The sequence below is a fragment of the Alteromonas sp. KC3 genome (assembly GCF_016756315.1).
Classification (GTDB): domain Bacteria; phylum Pseudomonadota; class Gammaproteobacteria; order Enterobacterales; family Alteromonadaceae; genus Alteromonas.
The window spans coordinates 2962187-2983662 of record NZ_AP024235.1; the positions used below are offsets into that span (position 1 = coordinate 2962187).

19 protein-coding genes are annotated in these 21476 nt (G+C 42.9%); 10 read left to right on the forward strand and 9 right to left on the reverse strand.

What is annotated here, in order from left to right; genetic code table 11:
* The first annotated feature begins 128 nt into the window (after positions 1-128).
* From xdp1 (JN178_RS13180) to prsT, 3 genes are all read left to right on the forward strand, one after another.
* Positions 129-1016 carry an exosortase-dependent surface protein XDP1 gene (xdp1, locus tag JN178_RS13180; RefSeq protein ID WP_202261959.1) on the forward strand — a complete coding sequence of 296 codons (888 nt, stop codon included), beginning with the start codon at positions 129-131 and terminating at the stop codon, positions 1014-1016.
* A gap of 181 nt (positions 1017-1197) precedes the next feature.
* Complete coding sequence (gene xdp1, locus JN178_RS13185) at positions 1198-2031, forward strand: exosortase-dependent surface protein XDP1 (RefSeq protein ID WP_202261960.1); 834 nt, start codon at positions 1198-1200, stop codon at positions 2029-2031.
* 101 nt (positions 2032-2132) lie between these two features.
* Positions 2133-4955: an XrtA/PEP-CTERM system TPR-repeat protein PrsT gene (gene prsT / locus JN178_RS13190; RefSeq protein WP_202261961.1), complete on the forward strand. Its 2823-nt coding sequence runs from the start codon at positions 2133-2135 to the stop codon at positions 4953-4955.
* 26 nt (positions 4956-4981) lie between these two features.
* Here the strand turns inward: prsT and dld are convergent, their stop codons facing one another.
* The 4 genes from dld to rluD all read right to left on the reverse strand — a co-directional run bounded on the left by dld (position 4982) and on the right by rluD (position 11322).
* Positions 4982-6682, reverse strand: a complete 1701-nt coding sequence (dld, locus tag JN178_RS13195) for a D-lactate dehydrogenase (RefSeq protein WP_202261962.1) — start codon at positions 6680-6682, stop codon at positions 4982-4984.
* Between the two features lie 130 nt (positions 6683-6812).
* Positions 6813-9389 carry an ATP-dependent chaperone ClpB gene (clpB, locus tag JN178_RS13200; protein WP_202261963.1) on the reverse strand — a complete coding sequence of 859 codons (2577 nt, stop codon included), beginning with the start codon at positions 9387-9389 and terminating at the stop codon, positions 6813-6815.
* 219 nt (positions 9390-9608) lie between these two features.
* On the reverse strand, positions 9609-10334 hold the full coding sequence (gene pgeF / locus JN178_RS13205; RefSeq protein ID WP_202261964.1) for a peptidoglycan editing factor PgeF: 726 nt from the start codon (positions 10332-10334) through the stop codon (positions 9609-9611).
* 4 nt (positions 10335-10338) lie between these two features.
* On the reverse strand, positions 10339-11322 hold the full coding sequence (gene rluD, locus JN178_RS13210; RefSeq protein WP_159626947.1) for a 23S rRNA pseudouridine(1911/1915/1917) synthase RluD: 984 nt from the start codon (positions 11320-11322) through the stop codon (positions 10339-10341).
* A 186-nt stretch (positions 11323-11508) separates the two neighbouring features.
* Here rluD and JN178_RS13215 point away from each other — a divergent pair, with 186 nt between their 5' ends.
* Positions 11509-12273 (forward strand): outer membrane protein assembly factor BamD, encoded by a 765-nt coding sequence (locus JN178_RS13215; protein WP_159626948.1) that lies wholly within the window; start codon positions 11509-11511, stop codon positions 12271-12273.
* Positions 12274-12334: 61 nt separating this feature from the next.
* Here JN178_RS13215 and JN178_RS13220 read toward each other — a convergent pair whose 3' ends face one another.
* From JN178_RS13220 to JN178_RS13230, 3 genes are all read right to left on the reverse strand, one after another.
* A complete protein-coding gene (locus tag JN178_RS13220; RefSeq protein WP_202261965.1) occupies positions 12335-13105 on the reverse strand; it encodes a cupin domain-containing protein in 771 nt (256 codons plus the stop codon).
* The gene (locus JN178_RS13225; RefSeq protein WP_202261966.1) at positions 13098-13709 is read right to left on the reverse strand and encodes a sigma-70 family RNA polymerase sigma factor; all 612 of its coding nucleotides are present in this window, start codon (positions 13707-13709) and stop codon (positions 13098-13100) included. The genes JN178_RS13220 and JN178_RS13225 overlap by 8 nt, the downstream gene beginning before the upstream one ends.
* Before the next feature lie 119 nt (positions 13710-13828).
* Positions 13829-14404, reverse strand: coding sequence for an LON peptidase substrate-binding domain-containing protein (locus tag JN178_RS13230; RefSeq protein WP_202261967.1), 576 nt, complete (start codon positions 14402-14404; stop codon positions 13829-13831).
* Positions 14405-14679: 275 nt separating this feature from the next.
* Here JN178_RS13230 and JN178_RS13235 point away from each other — a divergent pair, with 275 nt between their 5' ends.
* The 5 genes from JN178_RS13235 to JN178_RS13255 are packed head-to-tail and all read left to right on the forward strand — an operon-like array spanning position 14680 to position 19100.
* On the forward strand, positions 14680-15111 hold the full coding sequence (locus JN178_RS13235; RefSeq protein ID WP_202261968.1) for a nuclear transport factor 2 family protein: 432 nt from the start codon (positions 14680-14682) through the stop codon (positions 15109-15111).
* Positions 15108-15824, forward strand: a complete 717-nt coding sequence (locus JN178_RS13240; RefSeq protein ID WP_202261969.1) for an SDR family NAD(P)-dependent oxidoreductase — start codon at positions 15108-15110, stop codon at positions 15822-15824. Before JN178_RS13235 ends, JN178_RS13240 begins: the two co-directional genes overlap by 4 nt.
* Positions 15825-15838: 14 nt before the next feature.
* On the forward strand, positions 15839-17104 hold the full coding sequence (locus tag JN178_RS13245) for an NAD(P)/FAD-dependent oxidoreductase (protein ID WP_202261970.1): 1266 nt from the start codon (positions 15839-15841) through the stop codon (positions 17102-17104).
* Complete coding sequence (locus tag JN178_RS13250; RefSeq protein ID WP_159626955.1) at positions 17101-17844, forward strand: DUF1365 domain-containing protein; 744 nt, start codon at positions 17101-17103, stop codon at positions 17842-17844. The genes JN178_RS13245 and JN178_RS13250 overlap by 4 nt, the downstream gene beginning before the upstream one ends.
* A 2-nt stretch (positions 17845-17846) precedes the next feature.
* A complete protein-coding gene (locus JN178_RS13255) occupies positions 17847-19100 on the forward strand; it encodes an SAM-dependent methyltransferase (RefSeq protein WP_202261971.1) in 1254 nt (417 codons plus the stop codon).
* 76 nt (positions 19101-19176) lie between these two features.
* On the opposite strand, the gene JN178_RS13260 is transcribed toward JN178_RS13255, so the two are convergent.
* Complete coding sequence (locus JN178_RS13260; protein ID WP_159626957.1) at positions 19177-20106, reverse strand: flagellar motor protein MotB; 930 nt, start codon at positions 20104-20106, stop codon at positions 19177-19179.
* Complete coding sequence (gene pomA, locus JN178_RS13265; RefSeq protein WP_159626958.1) at positions 20106-20867, reverse strand: flagellar motor protein PomA; 762 nt, start codon at positions 20865-20867, stop codon at positions 20106-20108. Before pomA ends, JN178_RS13260 begins: the two co-directional genes overlap by 1 nt.
* Positions 20868-21226: 359 nt before the next feature.
* On the opposite strand from pomA, the gene JN178_RS13270 reads away from it, so the two are divergent.
* A complete protein-coding gene (locus tag JN178_RS13270; protein ID WP_202261972.1) occupies positions 21227-21469 on the forward strand; it encodes an exodeoxyribonuclease VII small subunit in 243 nt (80 codons plus the stop codon).
* The last annotated feature ends 7 nt before the right edge of the window (positions 21470-21476 follow it).

A 21476-nucleotide genomic window follows, 5' to 3' on the forward strand; every position in this document is an offset into this window, starting at 1 on the left:
ACAGCGTATCAGTTTACATACCGTACACAAACCATCTTCATTTTATTATGGCGATTCCATGTTGAAGTTCCTCGCGCTCAGGCGCATGAGAGAGCTTTCCCTTATCAATTTATTTAGGATTAATTGAAATGCGGTTAAGTTCCATAACAAAGTTTTGCGTAGCGTTATCGTGCGTTGGTGTTATTAGTACGGCGTCAGCGGGATATCGGTACAACTATAATTACAGCCAGTGCGGCGGCAGCAGTACCCAAACAAGCACAGCCGAATGCAACTCGCCTCTTGGCGAGAATGTTTACAACCTTGTCGACCATGGCATCTTCGAAAGTACGTCTGCTAATTCATCTAATGTGGCTATTGGTGGCGTCAATGTAGCAGTAAGCGGATGGGCAGATACCTACGGCTATAATGACGATATTGTTGTGGGTGCCGATACCTACAAAATTTCCGATAAGTATGGTTACGGTGTAACCAACGAAGATTGGGAGTCGGCATATAACTCACCAGATCACGCTATTGATAACGTAAATACTCGCAACGGTAACTGGCAAGATTTCGACTTCGTATTATTTTCATTTAGCGATGATGTAACTCTACAAGGCGCTAATTTTTCGTGGGCCTATAGTCAGTATGACACGCAGGTGTCGATAGCGGCTCTTGATAATATAAGTTCACTAACATCAGGCAGCAGTACTTGGAGCGATATCGTAGGCACTGCGATCACGTCTTCCTATAATGTTGAAAAATGCGACTCTACCGATGAACATCTAAAATATAAGTCTGAATTCGCGCTTAATACATCATCCAAGTATTGGCTGGTTGGTGCATACAACAAGGTGTTTGGTGATATAGGTGGCTATTCAAGCAATGATGCATTTAAGCTAACTAGCATCGGTTTTTCAGTTAGTGATAAAACTCCACCTCCGGATAGCACAGCAGTCAGCGAACCAGGTACACTGGGACTACTATTCGCCTCAGGTCTTATTGTTATGTGGAGAAGAAAAAAGACTCTGATTTAACTATTATACGAAAGACTAAAACTGGCAGTTCTACACTGTCAGTTTTTTTTACTCTTCATTAATCACCCATTCAAAAAAGACACAAAAACTCAATAATAACAACAACAAAAAAACTGGCACGATTTTAGCTAACCAGAGAACTATTACTTCTTTCAAATATTCCGTTGTAGAGTTTTACTAAATGAACAAGCTGTTAAAACTATCTTTATCTTCATTACTTGTTGTTACCTCACACGCCTCTCTTGCTGATGATTCAATGCTCGAACAGTACACTTACGACATGATTGCACAGAATGTATCGAAGGGGTTTGAACCTACTGCGAGCTCGATAAAAATCAACGGTTCAGATATTTACGTTTCATATACTACGTGGGCGGATACAGCTGCGTCTTACAACGACAATGATGATCGAGTTGTTAGACAGAACGGACTAGACTATAGCCAAACATATGGCCTTGCAATGACAAACAAAGACCATGGGGGTGGCCTTAGTGACTGGCATACAATCGATAATAACCAAGACGATTGGAAATTTGATTTTGACATGGTCTTATTTTCATTTAGTGAAGCGGTAGCACTTACAAACACCAAATTTAATTACCTGACTGGTGCTGGTAATGAAAACCAACTTACCGTTGTTGGGTTTGATAATATTGATATTTTCAAAAATGCATCTAGTAGTGTAACTACGTGGACTGATATTGCAGCGTCTTCTGCGATTACATCAATTACCCACAAGAATATTTCCACTAATCCGCATAATCTTGGTAATTACGAAGTAACATATCCAACTTCACTCAAAGAAGCTAAATATTGGCTAGTAGGCGCTTACAATACATACTTCGATCCGAATAATGATGAAACTTCAATTTCAGGCTCTGGTTTTAAGCTGGCTTCATTAGGCATTTCTCAACGCAACGAAACTCCTGATGTTGATGTTAGCGAGCCTGGAGCATTTGCTCTAATGAGCCTTGGAGTGGGCTTACTTCTTTATCGTCGCAAGCGTCGCGTTTAATTGTTTAAAATTAAACAGAAAACACGTATCTTTAAAAGGTGGCTTTAGCCACCTTTTTTTATACATAAAAATACCATTTTCAGGTGGAATCTCAGGTAATCATGGATATCTCATACAAAAAAAGACGCTTTGCGAAAAACGCTTTATTTTCTATTTTCACTACAACATTTTTAGCGCTGCAAAGCCCGATTAGTTTTGCAACAACGTCGGAAGATTATGAGAAAGCACTCACCTCATTTAATAACAACGCATACGACGAAGCATACATTCACCTTAAAAACAGCCTTCAAAAAGATCCTGAAAACTTAGCAGCGAAATTGCTTATGGGGGAAATACTACTGATTAATGGTTACTTGACCGCCGCCGAAATGGAATTCGTTGAAGCGCTAGAAATGGGTGCTGATATTAACCTGCTTGCTGAGCCTTTAGGTAACACTTGGTTATTTCTTAATAAATATCAAGATATCGTAGAATTCTCAAACCTAGACAGACTATCCGGTGAAGCAGAGCGAGAGTGGCTACTTATAAGAGCTACAGCCTGCATTCGGTTAGAAGATGAGGCATGTGCATTAAGAGACTACAATACCATCATCGCCGCCTCTCCAGACTTTGTACCCGCAATAAATGGCTTAGCGTCTATAGCTCTACAAAATGAAGATCTCGATAAGGCTGCAGGGCTTATTACAAAGGCGATCAATATTGAGCCTGAAAATGCGATCACTTGGCGACTGAAAGGTCAATTAGCTTACCGTCAAGGCGACACAGCATCTGCCACATCACACCTTCAAAAAGCATTGTCATTTAATAGGGATGACCCGATAGCGCTTAGAAACCTTGTCGACCTCTACCTGGAAGCTAAGGATTATGATACTGCCAAACTTTTCGTCGATGAAATTATTGAGGATACACCGAACGACCCGTTAGCCATATTGCTAAACAGTTGGTTACAAAGCAGAGATAGCGATCAAGCCATTGATAACACTAAGCTCAAAGAGCTAAACGATTTTATGGCGCAACTTGACCCTGAGTTAATAACTTCTCAGCCTATGCTGCTTTATATAAGCGGTCTGACAAATTTCTTTAATAACAACATGGAGACCGCAGCGAAAGACTTTAACGCCTATCTGCAGAAGGAACCTGAGGACCTACAAGCTGTATTGATGCTAAGTCAGGTCTATATCGCTACTCAACAAGATAAACAAGCGCTTCTGTTGCTTGAACGTCATCAGTCTGCACTTATGGAAGATGTAGACTCTGCATTACTACTAGGCGATTTGTTCATCAGACAAAATAAAGCATTTAAAGCAGAGCGATTACTAGAAGATTTGGAAACCTTATTTCCAGAGGAAGGGAAGCTTCAATTATTTAAGATAAAACTAATGGCTGCGCGAGGCAAACAAGCGCAAGCGCTGGAAATATTGGAAAAGAATTTAGCTAACTACACTGAAAACGCGGGCTTTTTGTTCACCTACTCGTTAATGAACCTTCAAGCTGAACAATTCGACAATGCGCTCAAGGGGGCCAATCTACTTAATAGCATGTTTCCAGATAAGGCCGAAGTGTACAACCTTAAAGCTGGGATCCTAATACGACAAGGAAATCTATCGCAGGCTAAAGTTAATATTGAAAAAGCACTGGAAAAAAATCCAACGCTATTTCCCGCTAAGTTTAATTTAGCGGCAACCGAAAGCCGGTTAGGCAACACGGTAAAATCAAATGAGTTAGTTGAAGAGTTACTTCAATTGTCACCGCAGCATAACGAAACTCTGCTTTTAAAGGCATTTAACCTAACAAGAAGCGGGGATGTTGAAAAAGCGAAGCAGATTTACCTTGATGTTTTAACGCTTAATCCGTCCAATATTGGCGCTAGAGAACGGATTTCCAGCCTCTATCAAAGGCTAGGTGATACAAAAAGCGCACTTTATCACCTTGATTTATTGTTGAAAGACGATTTCGATAATGCCGATTATTTATTACGAAAAGCACAACTTCTCATCGACGCGAACCGCACATCAGATGCTGAAAAAACGCTTGGGATAGTTAGAAACTTTATTGACGATACCCCGGAAAAACTGATTGTTTACTCTGACTTAATGCGCTCCTTAGGTAAGAATGAAGCTGCGAAAAGCGCAATGGAAACTGCACACTCCGTTGCTAAGCAAAATACTTTCGTTACGTTTCGCTATGTGAGCCTATTACTAGACCTTCAAGATAACGAAAAAGCAGGTGCATTGCTTGCGTCCATACCCGCAGCACAGCAACAAAATGCAGTTTACCAGTTTTTGAAAGGGCGCCTAGAAGCAAACAAAGGTGACACAGAGGACGCCATCACTTATTACAGAAACGCCTTAGAGTTAGACCCTCGCTTCTCTCAGGCCTTTATAGCAATTTACAATTATGCGCTTAATGAGGAGTTCGTTGACGTCTTTTTAGAGATAGCGCGTGAACTATCTCAACAGGATGAAGGCAACTTATTGGCTAGAAACCTCCTTGCGCAGTATTTGTTTTTTATAAGAGAATTTGATGAATCGATTGCGCTTTACAAAGCGTTGGTTGAAGAGCCAAACTTATTAAACCCTGCTGAAGCGTTTAATCGCCTTGCCATCATGTCAATTGACTCTTCATTACAGGAAGCCAGAAAATTTGCAGAAAAAGCCTACTCTTTGCAACCGAATTCAGCGAGGGTACTCGACACTTTTGGCTACATTAAAGCCCTTGAAGGTGATTTGGAGGGAAGCTTAAGAATGCTTCGTGATGCATTTGCCCGAGACGCCAACGATCCTAACATTCGCTATCACTTAGGCTTTACGCTGGCTAAGTTAAATCGCATTGAAGAAGCAAAGAAAGAGCTTGAATACGCAGTAAATGTAGAGCGTCCTTTCTTTCTTCGTCCAAAGGCACAAGCATTACTAGAGAGTTTGTAAGACGACAAACATGTTTTACAACATAGTTAGCAACACGCACAGTTACGTGCGTGCTTTTCCATTCCACCAATACCTGGGTTGAAGGTATTGGTGGGGTCTAAAGTACGATAAAAAGTGACAAGAGAATCTTCCGCTTTGTATAAGTGACCCACATTGTGCTCCGCAGGGTACTTAGCTCCCCTATCATCAAGTAACGCTAACATGTCTGCTTTTACTTGTTTCGCATCCGCTCCTTTTTTCAACACATAGTCTTGATGGAAAACGTGGCAAAAAAAATGGCCATAGTAGAGCGACTTATCAATATGTTGCGATATGTGCTCGGGCAAAGTTTCCACCCAATAAATGTCATTGCGTCGCAGGGCAATATCAAGCGCGAGTATTTCCCCTACGTCTTTTTGTTTAAGCGTTTGGTATCTTACCGCTGCACCGGCTGCTGCAAATCTCAGTAAAAAAGCCCTATTTGCTTCATCTTCGGTACACGCTATGAATGCGCCTTTATTTGGTTTGCTTTCAAACAAATCACGGAGGTACACATTCGCTTCGTCTATACCCTTATCACTCATCTTTACAATAAGATGATGTTCGTATTTGTCACGGAATTGTCGCAAGCGAGGCGGTATGTGATCTGGAAATAAGTGGCTTAACCGCTGCATTATTCGGTCAGATAAAAATGAAGGTAGAAAGCGCAGTTTGTTAGTAAAGGCATCGACTCTTCCTTTCACTGCGAAGAGTTTAGGTAGAAAGGTGGTCCCCAGATGATGAATACTCAAAAACGTGTCTTTGCCATATTTATCAGCAATGTCGAACATGTCGCGATGCAAATATTCACCGACTTCAGGTAATGAGGAAAAGCCTTTCAGTATATCTCTTCGAATCTGGGTTAATACATCGGCATCATTGGTAGCAATGTAGAAGGTTTGCTCAGCATCAGGGACTGCGAAGGTATCTAGCACCACCGCAAATACTGCAATTTTGCCTGCACATCCGCTCGCTTCATACAATCTAGAAGGATCGGCATTGAACCGACTGGGTGTGTCTGCATCGACATTTCTAACGATATCCTCGTAATCACTTGCGGATGCTTTCTTTTCGTTAAAATCGACCTGTTTATTGAAATTGCCAGCAGATAAATTGTTCAGTATCTCTTCTGGTGAGCTCCCGAGCGCTATACCCAGATGATTGACCAGCTGAAGCTTACCTTCTCGGTTAACCTGAGCATACAATGCTAATTCGGTATAAGCAGGACCCCGCTTAACCAATGCGCCGCCAGAGTTGTTTGCAACACCACCTACTATCGATGCGCCAAGACAAGATGAACCAATAACCGAGTGAGGCGCTCTTTTAAGCGGTTTGAGTAAATTTTCCAGTTTGTGCAGTGTCGCGCCAGGAAAGCTGATGACCTGCTTGCCACCATTTAGCAGCATAATGTCGTCCATCGCCAAAGTATTTATGATCACGACAGGACGGTCATAATCATTCCCACTAGGCGTTGATCCCTCAGTTAACCCAGTTTTAGCCGCCTGCATAATTACGATACAATTTTCTTCGACACAAATTGATAACAAGTGCCAGCATGCAATCAATGTTTTAGGAAATAAAACAGCAAGCGCATCACCCTCACCAGAACGCCATCCTTTTCGATAATGTGAGGTTTGTTGATGACCATAGGCTACAGCCCCCTCTCCTACGACTGCTTTAAACTTCTCAATAATAAGAGATTCGCGCATTTGTTTTCCTTAAGCACTTTTGCTGCGCCACCAGTGTGACCAAGTGTTTATTTCTGCGTATCACTATATTGCAAAAAAGAAAGGCGCTCCATAAGAAGCGCCTTTTTAATCAACTAATGCGTGATATCAATTACTGACTCACAACAAAAAGTCCACTGTCGTCAGCATCAATGCGAATGGTCGACTCAGGCAATAATTCACCTGCCAGCAATTGTTGTGCAAGTGGATTTTCTACTTGTACTTGAATAGCACGCTTTAAAGGACGTGCACCAAATACAGGGTCGAAGCCCGCTTCTGCCAGTTTGTCCATTGCCGCTGCAGACAAGTTGAGCTTGTAACCTTTCTCAGCCAGTCTTGCTCGTAGTGACGCAAGCTGTATTTTTGCAATCGACTTGATTTCTTCTTTGCCAAGAGGATGAAACACCACTATGTCGTCGACACGATTAATAAACTCAGGTCTAAAATGCTGACCTACCACGTTCATCACGGCCGCCTTCATCTCTTCATATTGGTTTTCATTATGCTTATCTTGAATAATGTCTGAGCCCAAGTTTGATGTCATGATGACAACAGTATTCTTAAAGTCTACTGTGCGCCCCTGACCATCAGTCAAACGGCCATCGTCGAGCACTTGTAGCAATATGTTAAATACGTCTGGATGTGCTTTTTCAACCTCGTCTAACAGAATTACAGAATACGGTTTACGTCGTACTGCTTCTGTGAGGTAACCGCCCTCTTCATATCCAACATAACCAGGAGGAGCACCTACTAGCCGCGCAACAGAATGCTTCTCCATGAACTCAGACATATCAATACGCACCATGGCATCTTCGGTATCGAACATAAAGCCGGCCAGAGCCTTACAAAGCTCAGTTTTACCAACACCTGTCGGACCTAAAAATAGAAATGAGCCTATTGGACGGTCTGGATCAGAAAGCCCTGCTCGGGAGCGTCTAATGGCATTCGAAACCGCTTGAACCGCTTCGCTTTGTCCAACCACTCGCTTGTGGAGTACTTCTTCCATGCGAAGTAGTTTGTCACGCTCTCCTTCTAGCATTTTTGCTACAGGAATGCCCGTCCAACGCGACAACACATCAGCAATTTCTGCATCTGTTACTTTGTTTTTGACAAGTTTAGTTTCACGAGTTTCATTTTCTGCGGCTTGCTCTAGTTTAGCCTCTAGCTCAGGAATACGGCCATATTGCAATTCAGACATGCGGTTTAAATCTGAAGCACGTCGTGCAATTTCAAGGTCAAGCTTAGCTTGCTCAAGCTCACCCTTTATTGTTTGCGTCCCCTGCATGGCGTCTTTTTCATCTAGCCACACTTTCTCTAGTTCTGCATATTTACTTTCCGCTTGTTCACGTTCTAGCTCAATCATTTCTAAGCGCTTGTGACTAGCGTCGTCCGTCTCTTTTGCCAACGCTTGCTCTTCAAGCTTTAGCTGAATAATACGCCGTTCTAGACGGTCCATATCTTCTGGTTTTGAATCAATTTGAAGACGAATACTTGAAGCGGCTTCATCAATCAAATCGATAGCTTTATCGGGTAATTGCCTATCACTTATATAACGGTGAGACAAACTTGCCGCAGCCACAATAGCAGGGTCAGTAATATCTACAGAATGATGCAGTTCGTAGCGCTCTTTAAGCCCGCGCAGTATAGCAATGGTATCTTCAACACTTGGCTCTTCCACTAGAACCTTTTGGAATCGACGCTCAAGTGCAGCATCTTTTTCAATGTACTGACGGTATTCGTCCAGCGTTGTGGCGCCTACGCAGTGTAACTCACCTCGAGCTAGAGCAGGCTTGAGCATATTGCCTGCATCCATTGCACCGTCACCTTTACCCGCGCCTACCATGGTGTGAAGCTCGTCGACAAAGAGGATTACACGCCCCTCTTCTTTAGCGAGTTCATTAAGTACCGCTTTTAAGCGTTCTTCAAACTCACCACGGTATTTTGCTCCCGCTACCAGCGCTCCCATATCAAGCGCCAACACGCGCTTATTTTTAAGTCCTTCAGGCACTTCCCCATTAATAATACGCTGGGCAAGCCCTTCCACAATTGCGGTTTTACCCACACCAGGTTCGCCAATTAACACAGGATTGTTTTTTGTTCTGCGCTGCAACACCTGCACGGTTCGTCGAATTTCGTCGTCTCGCCCGATGACAGGGTCTAATTTTCCTTGCTCTGCACGCTCGGTTAAGTCTGTCGTATACTTTTCTAGCGCTTGCCTAACATCTTCTGCATTTGGATCTGTGACTTTTTGACCACCACGCATATCGTCAATGGCCGCTTCAATAGCGTCTTGCTTAATATTCAAGCTCTTAAGAATTTCACCTAATCGCCCTTTGTCTTGCAACGCAGCGAGTACAAAAATCTCTGACGTGATGTATTCGTCTTTGCGCTGCTGCGCTATTTTGTCACACAGATTAAGTAGCACACCGCTGTCTTTACTTAACTGAACATCACCGCCAATACCCTCGATTCTTGGAAGACGTTCGATAGCTTGACTTAATGCAGAACGCAGAGCATTTACATTGATATTAGCTTGGTCTAACAGTGGTCGTACTGAGCCGCCTTGCTGATTGAGCATGGCAGTCATTAAATGTACAGGTTCTATGTATTGATGATCTCGACCCAATGCGAGTGATTGAGCATCGGATATAGCGAGCTGAAATTTACTGGTAAATCTGTCTAATCTCATAATCTCAACCTAAAAAGAAAACATAAAATGTTTTTAATTCGATGATGTAGTTATGGGATCTGGTGATTTATGATTCAAGTACGAAAATGCAATCTTGGCTAAAAAGGTGCCGAAAGCGGCCAAAAACATCAAAATAGTTGATTTAGAACAAACTACAGATAATACAAAATGGCTTAGTCACGCGGCTTATCCAATCAGCTGCGAGAACAGAAGTACCGTTTACTTAATGCCAATTACACTCACAATGCGCCCAGTCGCACGTTTACCTTGGTGCGTTGCATGTCGATAAGAATAAAAAAGATCATTGCGGCAGTATGTACAGAGTTCACTTTGAGTTACGTTATCTACGCCTAATGCATTTAGTTGAGTTTGTGCAATAAATGGCAGGTCCAAAAGAAATTTATCAACTGAATCATTTGTAGAAAGCGCATCGGGATATGATGAAAACACCCCAGCAACACGTTCATCTACCTCGTAACACTGTTTGCAAATAGCTGGGCCAATCCATGCGAGTAATTCACTTGGCGCACTTTCGAAACGACAGACAGCGTTTGCAATCACGCCATTTTCCAGTCCTTTCCAGCCAGCATGCACTGCAGCCACTTCTGTTCCCTTGGTATTGCACATTAAAATAGGAACGCAATCAGCAGTCATTACCGCACAATAATAATGGGGTGATTGTGAGTACGCTGCATCGGCAGTTGTATCGATAGTTGGTAACGCAACAACGCGGTTAGAGTGTACCTGCTCTAACCACGTTAATTTTTCGTGCTGTGGCAGAAGTGCTCGGTTCTTTTTGACGAGCAATAAGTCATCGCCAACATGCGCTCCTACGTTTAGTCCATGATAATCACCAAGACTGACACCTCCAAGTCGCGTACTTGTGTATGCAACAATATTGTCGGGTGAGCGCCAATGTGGTTTTATCGTCTTGGTCACCGACATACGACTACAGCATATCCTGCGGGTTGTCTTCGGTGTCTTTTTTGACAGCCTTTAACAAGTCTTGCATATCCTGTGGCAACGGTGCTTTCCACGTCATCCACTCTTCTGTTTCTGGATGGAAGAGAGACAACTGCGCTGCGTGTAGCGCTTGACGCTGAAACCCTCGAAGAGCACTGATAAACGCTTCCGATGCACCTTTAGGTAAACGCGGACGACCGCCATATACTTGATCGCCCAACAAAGGATGTTTGATGTGCGCCATGTGCACACGAATCTGGTGCGTTCGTCCGGTTTCAAGTTTTAAGCGCAAATGCGTGTATGCTCGAAACTTCTCTATCACGCGGTAATGCGTTACGGCTGGTTTGCCCATTTCGCGAACCGCCATATGCGTGCGTTTGGTTGCGTGTCGACCAATTGGCGCGTCTACAATTCCACCTGCAACCATAGTTCCCAATGCAACTGCTTCGTACTCACGGCTCATCTCACGACGTTGAAGTTGATCAACAAGATGGGTTTGCGCAGGTATTGTCTTTGCCACAACCATCAATCCGGTAGTGTCTTTATCGAGACGATGAACGATACCCGCACGCGGAACTTTATCGATATCAGGAACATGATTAAGCAGTGCATTTAGTACTGTACCACTAGGATTCCCCGCACCAGGGTGTACTACCAAATCAGCAGGTTTATTGATTACCAAAATGTGGTCATCTTCATAAACAATGTTGAGGGCAATGTCTTGTGCTTTGCTCGTTACTTGAACGTCCATTTCGGCCTTGACGGTAATCACTTCGTCCATCTCCATTTTATGGCGAGGTACTGTGATAACTTCTCCGTTTACCGCTACGTTCCCATCTAAGATCCAAGTTTTTAACTTGGAACGTGAATATTCAGGGAACAAATCAGCTAAAACCTGATCTAACCGTAAACCAAAATGCGCAGCTTCCGTTGAAGCTTCTAATTGTATTGTGTTGGGCGACTGTGTCATAACACCATTGATTACGTCTAAAAAAGAGTATTATAACAACTATTCACGCTGTACACTGCGTTGTTTACGTTTTTGTATGGTTTTTCTCACCGTTAGTACGTTAGAATGCAATTAAAGTGTTGTTGTTTAACACGTGAGCTTAGACAGCGAAGTATTTAAACTGTTTAGCAGGAAACTAGAATTATTATGAAATCATTTCGTTTACTAGCGCCGGTCTTATTAGGTGCTGTGATATCTGTCGCAGGATGCAGTTCTTCAGATAATGAAGAGAAAGCCGTTTTAGCTAACATGGGTGCGCAGCAACTTTACGACAGTGCGAAGCAAAGTATGGAAGTCGGCAACTTCAGCGCGGCTGCACAAACATTGAGCGCATTAGACTCACGCTATCCTTTCGGTCCTTTATCTCACCAAGTTCAACTTGATCTGATTTATAGCTATTACAAATCAGGTAAGATTGATGAGACGTTAGCAACTATCGACCGCTTTATTCGTTTAAACCCAAATCATTCAGACGTTGATTACGCTTATTACATGCGTGGCTTGACTAATATGGAGTCTGATAGCAATTTATTTCAGGAATTGATGAATATCGATCGTACAGATAGAGACCCCTCCAAATCTCGTCAAGCATTCGAAGATTTTCGACGTCTTATTCAGCAATATCCTGATAGTAAATACGCTGCGGATGCAAAACAGCGTATGGTATACATCAAAGACCGCTTAGCACGCTATGAGATTGCCATTGCGCGTTTTTATATGCGAAGAGAAGCTTACGTAGCAGCTGCAAATCGTGGGCGCTATGTAATTGAGCACTTCCCGAATACAACGCAAGTTCAACAAGCTCTTGAAATAATGGTTTCAAGCTACGAGCAGCTAGGGCTAACGGAATTGCGTGATAACGCAATGAAGACACTAAAGCTTAATTATCCAGAAAGTGACTTTATCAGTTAGCAATAACTGAATTTTAGAAAACAAAAAACGCACTTAATAGTGCGTTTTTTGTTTGCCGAGGCTATCTAAAAAAGAGGTGGCTAAACGGATTCAACAAGCGCGCTAAACCCGATGTAAAATGAAGTGGTTGGTCTACAATGCTGAACACTAAACACCCTTCTTTTGCGTCAGCCCTTGGTGTGTGGGTTTTATCACCGTCCATATAGATAAAATCCCCTGTGTCATAAGAGTTAAGTCCATCACTGAATTCACCGTCAATGACGAGCGTGTACTCTGTACCTCTATGGGTGTGCTCAGGAACACTTCCCCCCTGCCCCATGAATATAAAGTTTGCAACGCCCTGATTACCTAAATCAACCGGGGCCTGCCACAATTTGCCGACTAGGCTTGACCAATTTCCCGTTTTTGTCACATAGCGTTGCAACGTACGCGGAAGTTTAAACGTGCGACCATCAAGCTCAATAGTGCTCATCTGTGATGTATTTTGAGTTTTAACTTGAGCGGGGATGCTCTCTCGATAAGGACGGGTGCTGACGATAACATCTGTGTCGTCAAAGTCGCCATCATAGAGTACATCATCTTGGCTGGTTTGAGCGTCGTCAGGCTCAGAAGTAATGGATGACAACATGTCACCAAAAGCAGCACCAGCATCACCGAATGCATCTACATCTGACATCAACTGTGCGGCTAGTGCCTCTGTTTCCAACTCGACTTGAGATCTACACCTACTGCACATATCACAGTGGGCTGCGACCATCAGAGATATCGCTGGAGATAGACCGCCTTCAACAAATTCGCTAAGTTGTCGAGGTGTTGGGTGAAACTTAATCATTGTCGTGTAGCATTACCTTTAAACGCTGAAGCGCTAGACGAGTTCTTGATTTCACCGTACCTAGGGGTATCGATAATTCGTCTGCCACCTCTTGCTGTGACTTCCCATCGATATAAATCGCTTCAACCACCGCTTTTTGTTTAACAGGCAGTGATTCGAATAAGTGACCAATTTGCTCTAATGTAACCTGCTCGTCAAGTGGCGCTTCATTTACGTCGGCAGTCTGCTCACACAGCACAGGCCATAAATCATCAGAGCACACATCCTCTTTTCTGTTTTGCAGCTTTCTGAGCATGTCGAATCGAATGTTGCGCGCAATGGTGAAAATCCACGTAGAAGGTGAGCCCTTCTCTGCGTTGAATAAGTGCGCCTTTTGCCACACGTTCGACATAGTATCTTGAACCAACTCCATCGCCAAAGCTTCATTACCCATCTGCTTTAATGCGTATGAACGTAAACGAGGTGCAAAGTAATTAAACACTCTTGCAAATGAACGCTTACATCTCTCGTTCGCAACCGCTACAAGGTAATCAGACATTTCGGTAGCACACTCTTTTGGTTTGATTGTGCTATTGCTTTGTTCCAATGGAATTCCAACTAACATATGATTCGTCCGCCTTTCCGTTTTGGTTCTGATATTCTACGGCGAATTGGCATAAAGTGATTGCACTATTTGAATTACGTTTTTGTAATGTACATTACCTGTAATATTTACACTCAACGTTACGCAATGAGTGCAGACAGGTAATGTAAAAGCCCTGTACATTCTTTCTGCGCCAAAAAATACTGCTTCTGCGCTCCATCAACAGGTAGTAGTTCCAACCACCTGTTGAGAACCCAGTTAGGGCAATCAAATTTTGGGGCATCGTATAAAGATGCAAGTTCTTCGTAATCGCTAAAAATCTCTTTAAGCCGCTCGTCCATAGGCGCTAACTGTTGAGGTGCTAATGTACAGTCCCACTGCGACATTGGCTTGCATGTACCTGTGCGCAAACCATCTTTTTCGGTTTGAATATCCGACACCTCGACTAACCTAGAACCAGCAACCTTTATGCCAAGCAACCCATCATCCAACATATCGAAGTCAACAACGTGTGCCATTGTTCCTATTTTATGAATATGTTCATTGAGGTCTTTATCGCCGCTGGCATTGAGCATACACATTACAAAGCCTTTGTTTTCAGCGCATGCCTCTTTGACCATCCTCAAGTATCGCGGCTCGAAAATACGCAGCGCCATACGTCCCTCAGGTAAGAGATGCGCAGACAATGGAAATAATGGAAATCGATCTTCACTCATAAATTACACTTCCGAAAACACGAAATTACCTACGCAAGTGGGTACGAATTGGATCGAATGTGAAAAATTTTCACACTTTCGCTTTAAAACGTGATCTCTTAGCAACTAGACACTGTATTGTGAACAAAGAATAAAAAAATGAAATAACTAAATCAAAGACTTGCACTGCGCACAAAAAAACACCAACCTAAAAATTGCAAATACTTAGGTTTTAATTGCAGGTTAGACTTTTGGTTAATTTTTTAATGTAACCGCTCGTTTAGAGGGAAAGCTGGATGGATGTCATCAGTCGTTTTTGTAAAATTTACACAGATATTTGTCAAATTTCTCCCGATGATTTGGCGTCTATCTATTCAGATAACATTCTTTTCATCGACCCCATAACAACACATCAGGGTCTGACAGAAGTTAAGCAGTACTTTGCCAATTTACTTACCCAAGCAGAGAGCTGCAAATTCGACATCGCCCATATTTTAGAGTGCGCAGTCAACGACTCCTCGGTAACCCATATTGCTAATTGGACAATGACACTTACGCTTACAAAAGGTAAAAAAATAATCACTCTTGATGGCACTACGCAACTCGGCATTAAAGATGACATTATTGTTTACCACAAAGATTACTACGATGTGGGCGAAATGGTGTATGAGCACGTACCTGTATTAGGTTTTGTTATCAAAAAAATAAAAGGCAGACTTGCATCGTGAAGACACTCCTTATTACAGGCGCAACATCAGGCATCGGCAAAGCGTTGGCAGAACACGCAGCGGATAGTGGCTACAACGTAATTGCTTGCGGACGCAATAAGAACGTATTGGACAGATTAAGTGAACATACAAACATTCAAGCCTGCCAATTCGATGTCACATCACTAGAAGCAACACGTGAAGCACTTCGTACTCAGACATTTGACGTCGCCATATTAAACGCAGGCACATGCGAATACGTCGATGTTGAGGACTTTGAGCCTGACATGTTTAGGCGTGTATTTGAACCAAACTTCTTTGGTGTTGTTCACTGCGTCGATGCCATTTTGCCTATTCTTAAAAAAGGCAACAAAGTAGTTATCGTAGACAGCATGGCGCGACTGCTTCCCTTTACCCGCTCTCAAGCATACGGCGCAAGTAAAGCCGCTCTACATTATTTTACGAAGTCGCTTGAAGTTGATTTACACGACAAGGGTATTGACGTTCAAGCTGTATCCCCTGGATTTGTTGAAACGCCGTTGACTGACAAAAACGATTTTGAAATGCCAATGAAGATAACCGCCAGCGAAGCAGCTAAAGCGATGCTTAAAGGTATCGAAAGTAACAAGCAAACGGTTTTTTTTCCTCGCTTGTTTGGGCTCATTTTACGATTTATGCACATATTACCAACGCCAATTCAAAAACGATTGTCTTTGGCAATGAGAGAAAAATAATAAGAGAATTACTGATGACTAAAGAAATAGCCATTATTGGTACTGGCATTTCGGGCTTAACCTGCGCCCACTTACTAAACAAACAGAATAACATAACTGTTTATGAAGCGAATAATTACATTGGTGGGCACACTGCCACTAAACAAATCACAGACGATGGCGAGGTTCACAACATCGACACAGGCTTCATCGTTTTTAATGATTGGACTTACCCCAATTTTATCAAGCTTATAACGTCATTAGGTGTAGAGTACCAACCTACTGAAATGAGCTTCTCCGTCACTAGCGAAAAAGCTAACATTGAGTACAACGGCAACAATATAAACAGTTTGTTTGCACAACGGCGCAATATATTGCGCCCTCGTTTTTGGCGAATTGTGCGTGACATATTAAAGTTCAATAAAGCGTGTAAGCAAATGGTTGCTGATAAGCGAGATACGTCTTTATTAACACTTCAGGATATTATCGAAGAGCTTCAACTGAGTGATGATTTCGCACGGTACTATATTCTACCAATGTGTGCGGCAATATGGTCGAGCAGTTTAGAGCAAACTCGACGTTTCCCTCTGACCTTCTTCCTGCAGTTTTTCAATAATCACGGGCTATTAAACATCACAGATCGCCCTCAGTGGTACACAATAAAAGGCGGTTCAAGTGAATATATTCCCCCCCTTGTCGCCGCTTTTAAAGATAAAATTAAGCTATCAACGGCCGTGGTATCAGTGTCAAAACACGAAGGCAAGTGGCGAGTGGTTGATGCACAAAACAACAGCGCGTTGTTCGACGATATAATCTTTGCTTGTCATAGCGACCAAGCATTGCACATGATTGCTGAACCAAGTGATTGGCATAAACAGGTATTGGGCAATATTCCATACGCGAATAACGATGTAGTGATGCATAAAGACACTCACCAACTTCCTAAACGAAAGCTTGCTTGGGCCAGCTGGAATTATCGTTTAAAGGAAGACAGTAGCGAAGAAATGCGTCCAGCTTCAGTGACCTATAATATGAACATTTTACAACGTCTCTCTGTGCCTTCGACTTACTGCGTGACACTCAACAACACATCAAGCATCGATAACGATACGATATTAGGCCAATATGACTATGCGCACCCTCAGTACAGTAGCGAAATGGTCGAGGCGCAGAAACAAAGAGGAAAGATTTGCGGCGTTGATAACCTTCATTTTTGCGGCGCTTATTGGTACAACGGATTCCATGAAGATGGTGTTAGAAGCGCACTAGATGTGTGTGAACGCTTTGGTGAAACACTGTGATAGAGAGCGCTATATATCGAGGAACGGTTTTCCATCAACGGTTTAAACCTACACAGCATAAATTCGACTACGACATTTATCTATTTTGGTTAAAACTTAGCGGCAATGAGCTTGAAACATTGGACAGTACCCTCTCACATTTTTCTACCTCCAAGAGAGCGCGAGCGCGTTTTAAGCGTTCAGATTACCTAGGAGATAAAGATGTGCCCCTTGCTCAAGCCGTACTGCAAAAAATGCAGTCTCTTAATAATAATGTTGCGCTAGAAGGCGATGTGTTCATGCTAGGACAAATTCGCATGTGGGGTTTGTATTTCAGCCCGGTCAATTTCTATTATCTTCGCGATGACCAAGGCACATTCACGCATCTTCTTGCCGAAGTCAGTAACACACCTTGGAATGAGCGCCATCACTATCTCGTAGATTTGAAGACACAAGCGCACACCGAAAAAGCTTTTCATGTCTCTCCTTTTAATCCGATGGATATGACCTATCACTGGCGAATTTCCCAACCTAGCCATACACTTTCTTTAGCGATGGACTGCGTACGTGACGATAAAGAATTCAGTGCAGGTATAAACTTACAGAAATTTAAGCTTGATGAAGCGAATCTTTCTAATGCGATGAAACGTATTCCAAGTATGACCATTAAAACGATGGCGGGAATATACTGGCAAGCGCTTAAATTATTTTTAAAAAGAACGCCCTTGTATTCACACCCAGAAAAGAGTCAGGAACAATAATAATGTCTTTTGGTGAATCCGTACTACTCACAACTTCAGAGGTATCACTTGCTGATAAAGTGTGCCGAAATCTATTTCTTCAATGCCTTAAGCAACTGCCTTTTGGTTGTCTTATTATTCAAGAATGCGGTGATGAGATCGCACGATTTGGCGACGACAATGATGAATTGCGCGCCACAGTGAATATTAAAGATATGAGCGCGTATCGGCGCTTGCTACTTGGTGGTAGTGTTGGTGCAGGCGAAGCGTTCATGGACGACCTTTGGGATAGTAACGATGTTACCTCGGTTGTGCGTATTTTCGCTCGAAACCTGCCCACATTAGATAAGTGGGAAAGTAAATTTAAATGGCTTTCTATGCCAATAAATAAACTACAGCATTTCGCTCGACGCAATACCCGCGACCAAGCTAAAAAGAACATCGAAGCGCATTACGACCTTGGCAACAAATTGTATACGCGTTTTTTGGACGACACCATGATGTATTCGTCGGCCATTTACCCCGACGCGAATACGTCACTCAATGCGGCACAAAATTATAAGCTGAAAACCATTTGTGACAAATTGCAGCTTAAAGAGAGCGACCACCTAATTGAGATTGGTACGGGCTGGGGCGGTCTTGCCGTCTATGCAGCTAAACACTATGGCTGCAAAGTAACCACAACCACTATTTCAGAAGAACAACATGCGTGGGCACAAGAATGGATCGCCCGTGAAGGCCTATCAGACCGCGTTACCTTGCTGAAAAAAGACTACCGATTATTAGAAGGCAAATACGACAAGCTTGTCTCTATTGAAATGATTGAAGCGGTAGGCAAACAGTTCTTAGGTAACTTTTTCGAAAAATGCTCATCGCTTTTAAAAGATAATGGCCTGATGCTACTACAGTCTATTACCATTGATGATAGACGTTATGATAGCTACTCAAACAGCGTGGATTTTATTCAAAAGTACATTTTTCCAGGCGGCTTTTTACCATCGCAATATCAATTAAATGCCCATTTGAAAAAGCATACCGATATGATGATAAGAGATTTACATGATATTGGTATTGATTACGCAATGACATTGAATCATTGGTATGAAGCGTTTATATCAGCTAAAGACGAACTGCTAAAAGACGGTTATGACGAGCGCTTTATGCGTATGTGGACTTACTACTTGAAATATTGCGAAGGTGGGTTCCTTGAGCGCACGATAAGTACTGTACAACTTGTGGTGTCAAAACCACAGTTTAGAGCAACGCTCGCTCGCTAGTAACAATCTATATTCTACACAAAAAACGGCGCTGAAAATGCGCCGTTTTTGATTGTGCTCAATGAATTACTACTGCTTATTCATCTACGACTGAGATGGGCTTTGAGAGCATGGGCTTGCCTTGATTGATATTGATTTCTACCCGCCTATTTTTGGCCCTATCTTGAGCTGTAGTTGCATTTTCAACAACGGGAGCAGTATCGGCTTTGCCCACTACAGACATTCGACTCTCATCAAAACCAGGCGCAGTGCGCATAGCCTCAGCAACCGCAACAGCACGCTGTGCTGACAAGTCCCAATTTGAACGATAAAGCTCATTGGCAATATGCTGCCCATCGCTATGTCCGGAAATTTCTATTTCGCCGGGTACATCGGCCAACAGTACACCAATCTTTCTTAAAACAGGTTGGAATTGTGGCTGTAAGAATGCAGAGCCTGCTGAGAAGGAACCATTTTCCTGAATACGTATGGTGATCTGCTGTCCCAACGACTCCATTTCTATAGAGCCATCCAAAATCTGCTTTTGAAGCTGCTGTGCAATTTTCTTCATCAATTCTGCAGTTTGTGTTTGTTCAGAGCTTTGTTCTGCCGACGATGCTGACTCATTGGCAGTTTGCTGAGATTGACCGCCACGTTGTTCACCGCGTTGCTTCTGACGACCACCTGCCGAGTCTTCATCGCCTGCTTGAAACTCTAACATCTGCTGTGTCATTTCAATGGTCTGCTGCTGAATAGATTCAATTGGCGTTGGGTCAGGTTTACCCGGTCTAAACTCCATGGCGATAACACTTGTTCCTTTCGGAATGTCTTTAACCTCAATTTTATTTTGCACACCAAAGGCGAACTTCATTGAGCCCGCAATTTGCTTAAACTTGAGGACATCCATTTCGGAGAATGACAGAAGTAACACGAAGAAGCACATCAGCAGAGACATAAGGTCTGCAAATGTTCCCATCCAAGCGGGCAGCCCCTCGGGGGGGCATTTTGGGCATTCTTCTTCGGCCATTATTCTTCCTCGGCAGCACCGCGTTTGCTAGCTGCAAGATAGTTCTTCAAAACACCTTCAATTACACGTGGATTTTGACCATCAGCAATACCGACAATACCGTCTAATACGAGACTCTGATTGAGCTTTTCCTCACCTGCGCGTACAGCAAGTTTAAATGCAATAGGTAAACACACTACGTTGGCAAAGAAGGCACCATATAGCGTAGTCAAAAGTGCTACCGCCATTGCAGGGCCGATAGCCTTGGGGTCATCCATGTTAGACAGCATGGCCACAAGACCAATTAGGGTACCTATCATCCCCATTGCTGGCGCTACGTCTCCCATACCTTTGAAGATAGATGCGCCGAAGTCATGCCGTTCGCTTGTCATTGCGATGTCTTTGGATAAGGTTGCACGAACCACTTCAATATCGTGTCCGTCAACTAGCATGTCTACGCCTTTTTGCATAAATTCATTCGATATCTCAGCTTCTTCGAGTGCTAGAAACCCACCTTTACGCGCCGCATCTGCCATTTCTACGATTTTTTCGATAAGCTCTTCTGGCGACTCAATTTTGAACATAAAGGCCTTACCCGCCACCTTACCTGCGCCAAAGAATTGGCCAAGGGTAAACTGAGATAAGACTACGAATAAGGTTCCACCGAAAACGATAAGTATAGATTGCACGTCTATGAACATGCTCATGCTGCCGCCTAATATCATAGCCATTACTATGAAACCGATGGCGCCCAACATACCTATGACGGTTGCTAAATCCACTCACTCTTCCTCATTTATGTGCAGACAGTGCTATTGATGTACATGTATTCTATCGGCAAAGTATTAAAATACTAAAACGACATTATTGAAAAATATCACATTTATTTCAGTGTGGTAGCAATTTGCAAAAGGAATGCAACGCTGATTGCGTTAAACAATGTTTCGCATTACCACCTATTTTGAGGACTATAGCACATTTAATTTGGTACGCCCTTTTACCTTTCACAGCCCACTGAGTTTACCGATTGTTCGATTTTTGCATCGTTATAGGCAATATACGGACAAACCATTTGACCCATGTGCACCCCTCAGTTAATGTGCGCGTACATGTAATTTGGCCACAAAATTGAGTGAATTTTATGACGACTGAAAAAGACGCAACTTCTTTTGAAGAAACCCTTGCGGAATTAGAAGCCATCGTGAACGATATGGAAAACGGTGACTTGCCACTCAATGTAGCATTGGAAAAGTTCGAACGCGGAATCGCATTATCTCGCCAAGGCCAAAAGTCGCTTGAAAATGCTGAGCAAAAAGTAAAGATACTGCTTAGCGAGCAAGGTAACGACACGTTAAAAACGCTTCCTGAAAGTGAACAACCTTAAATCGTTC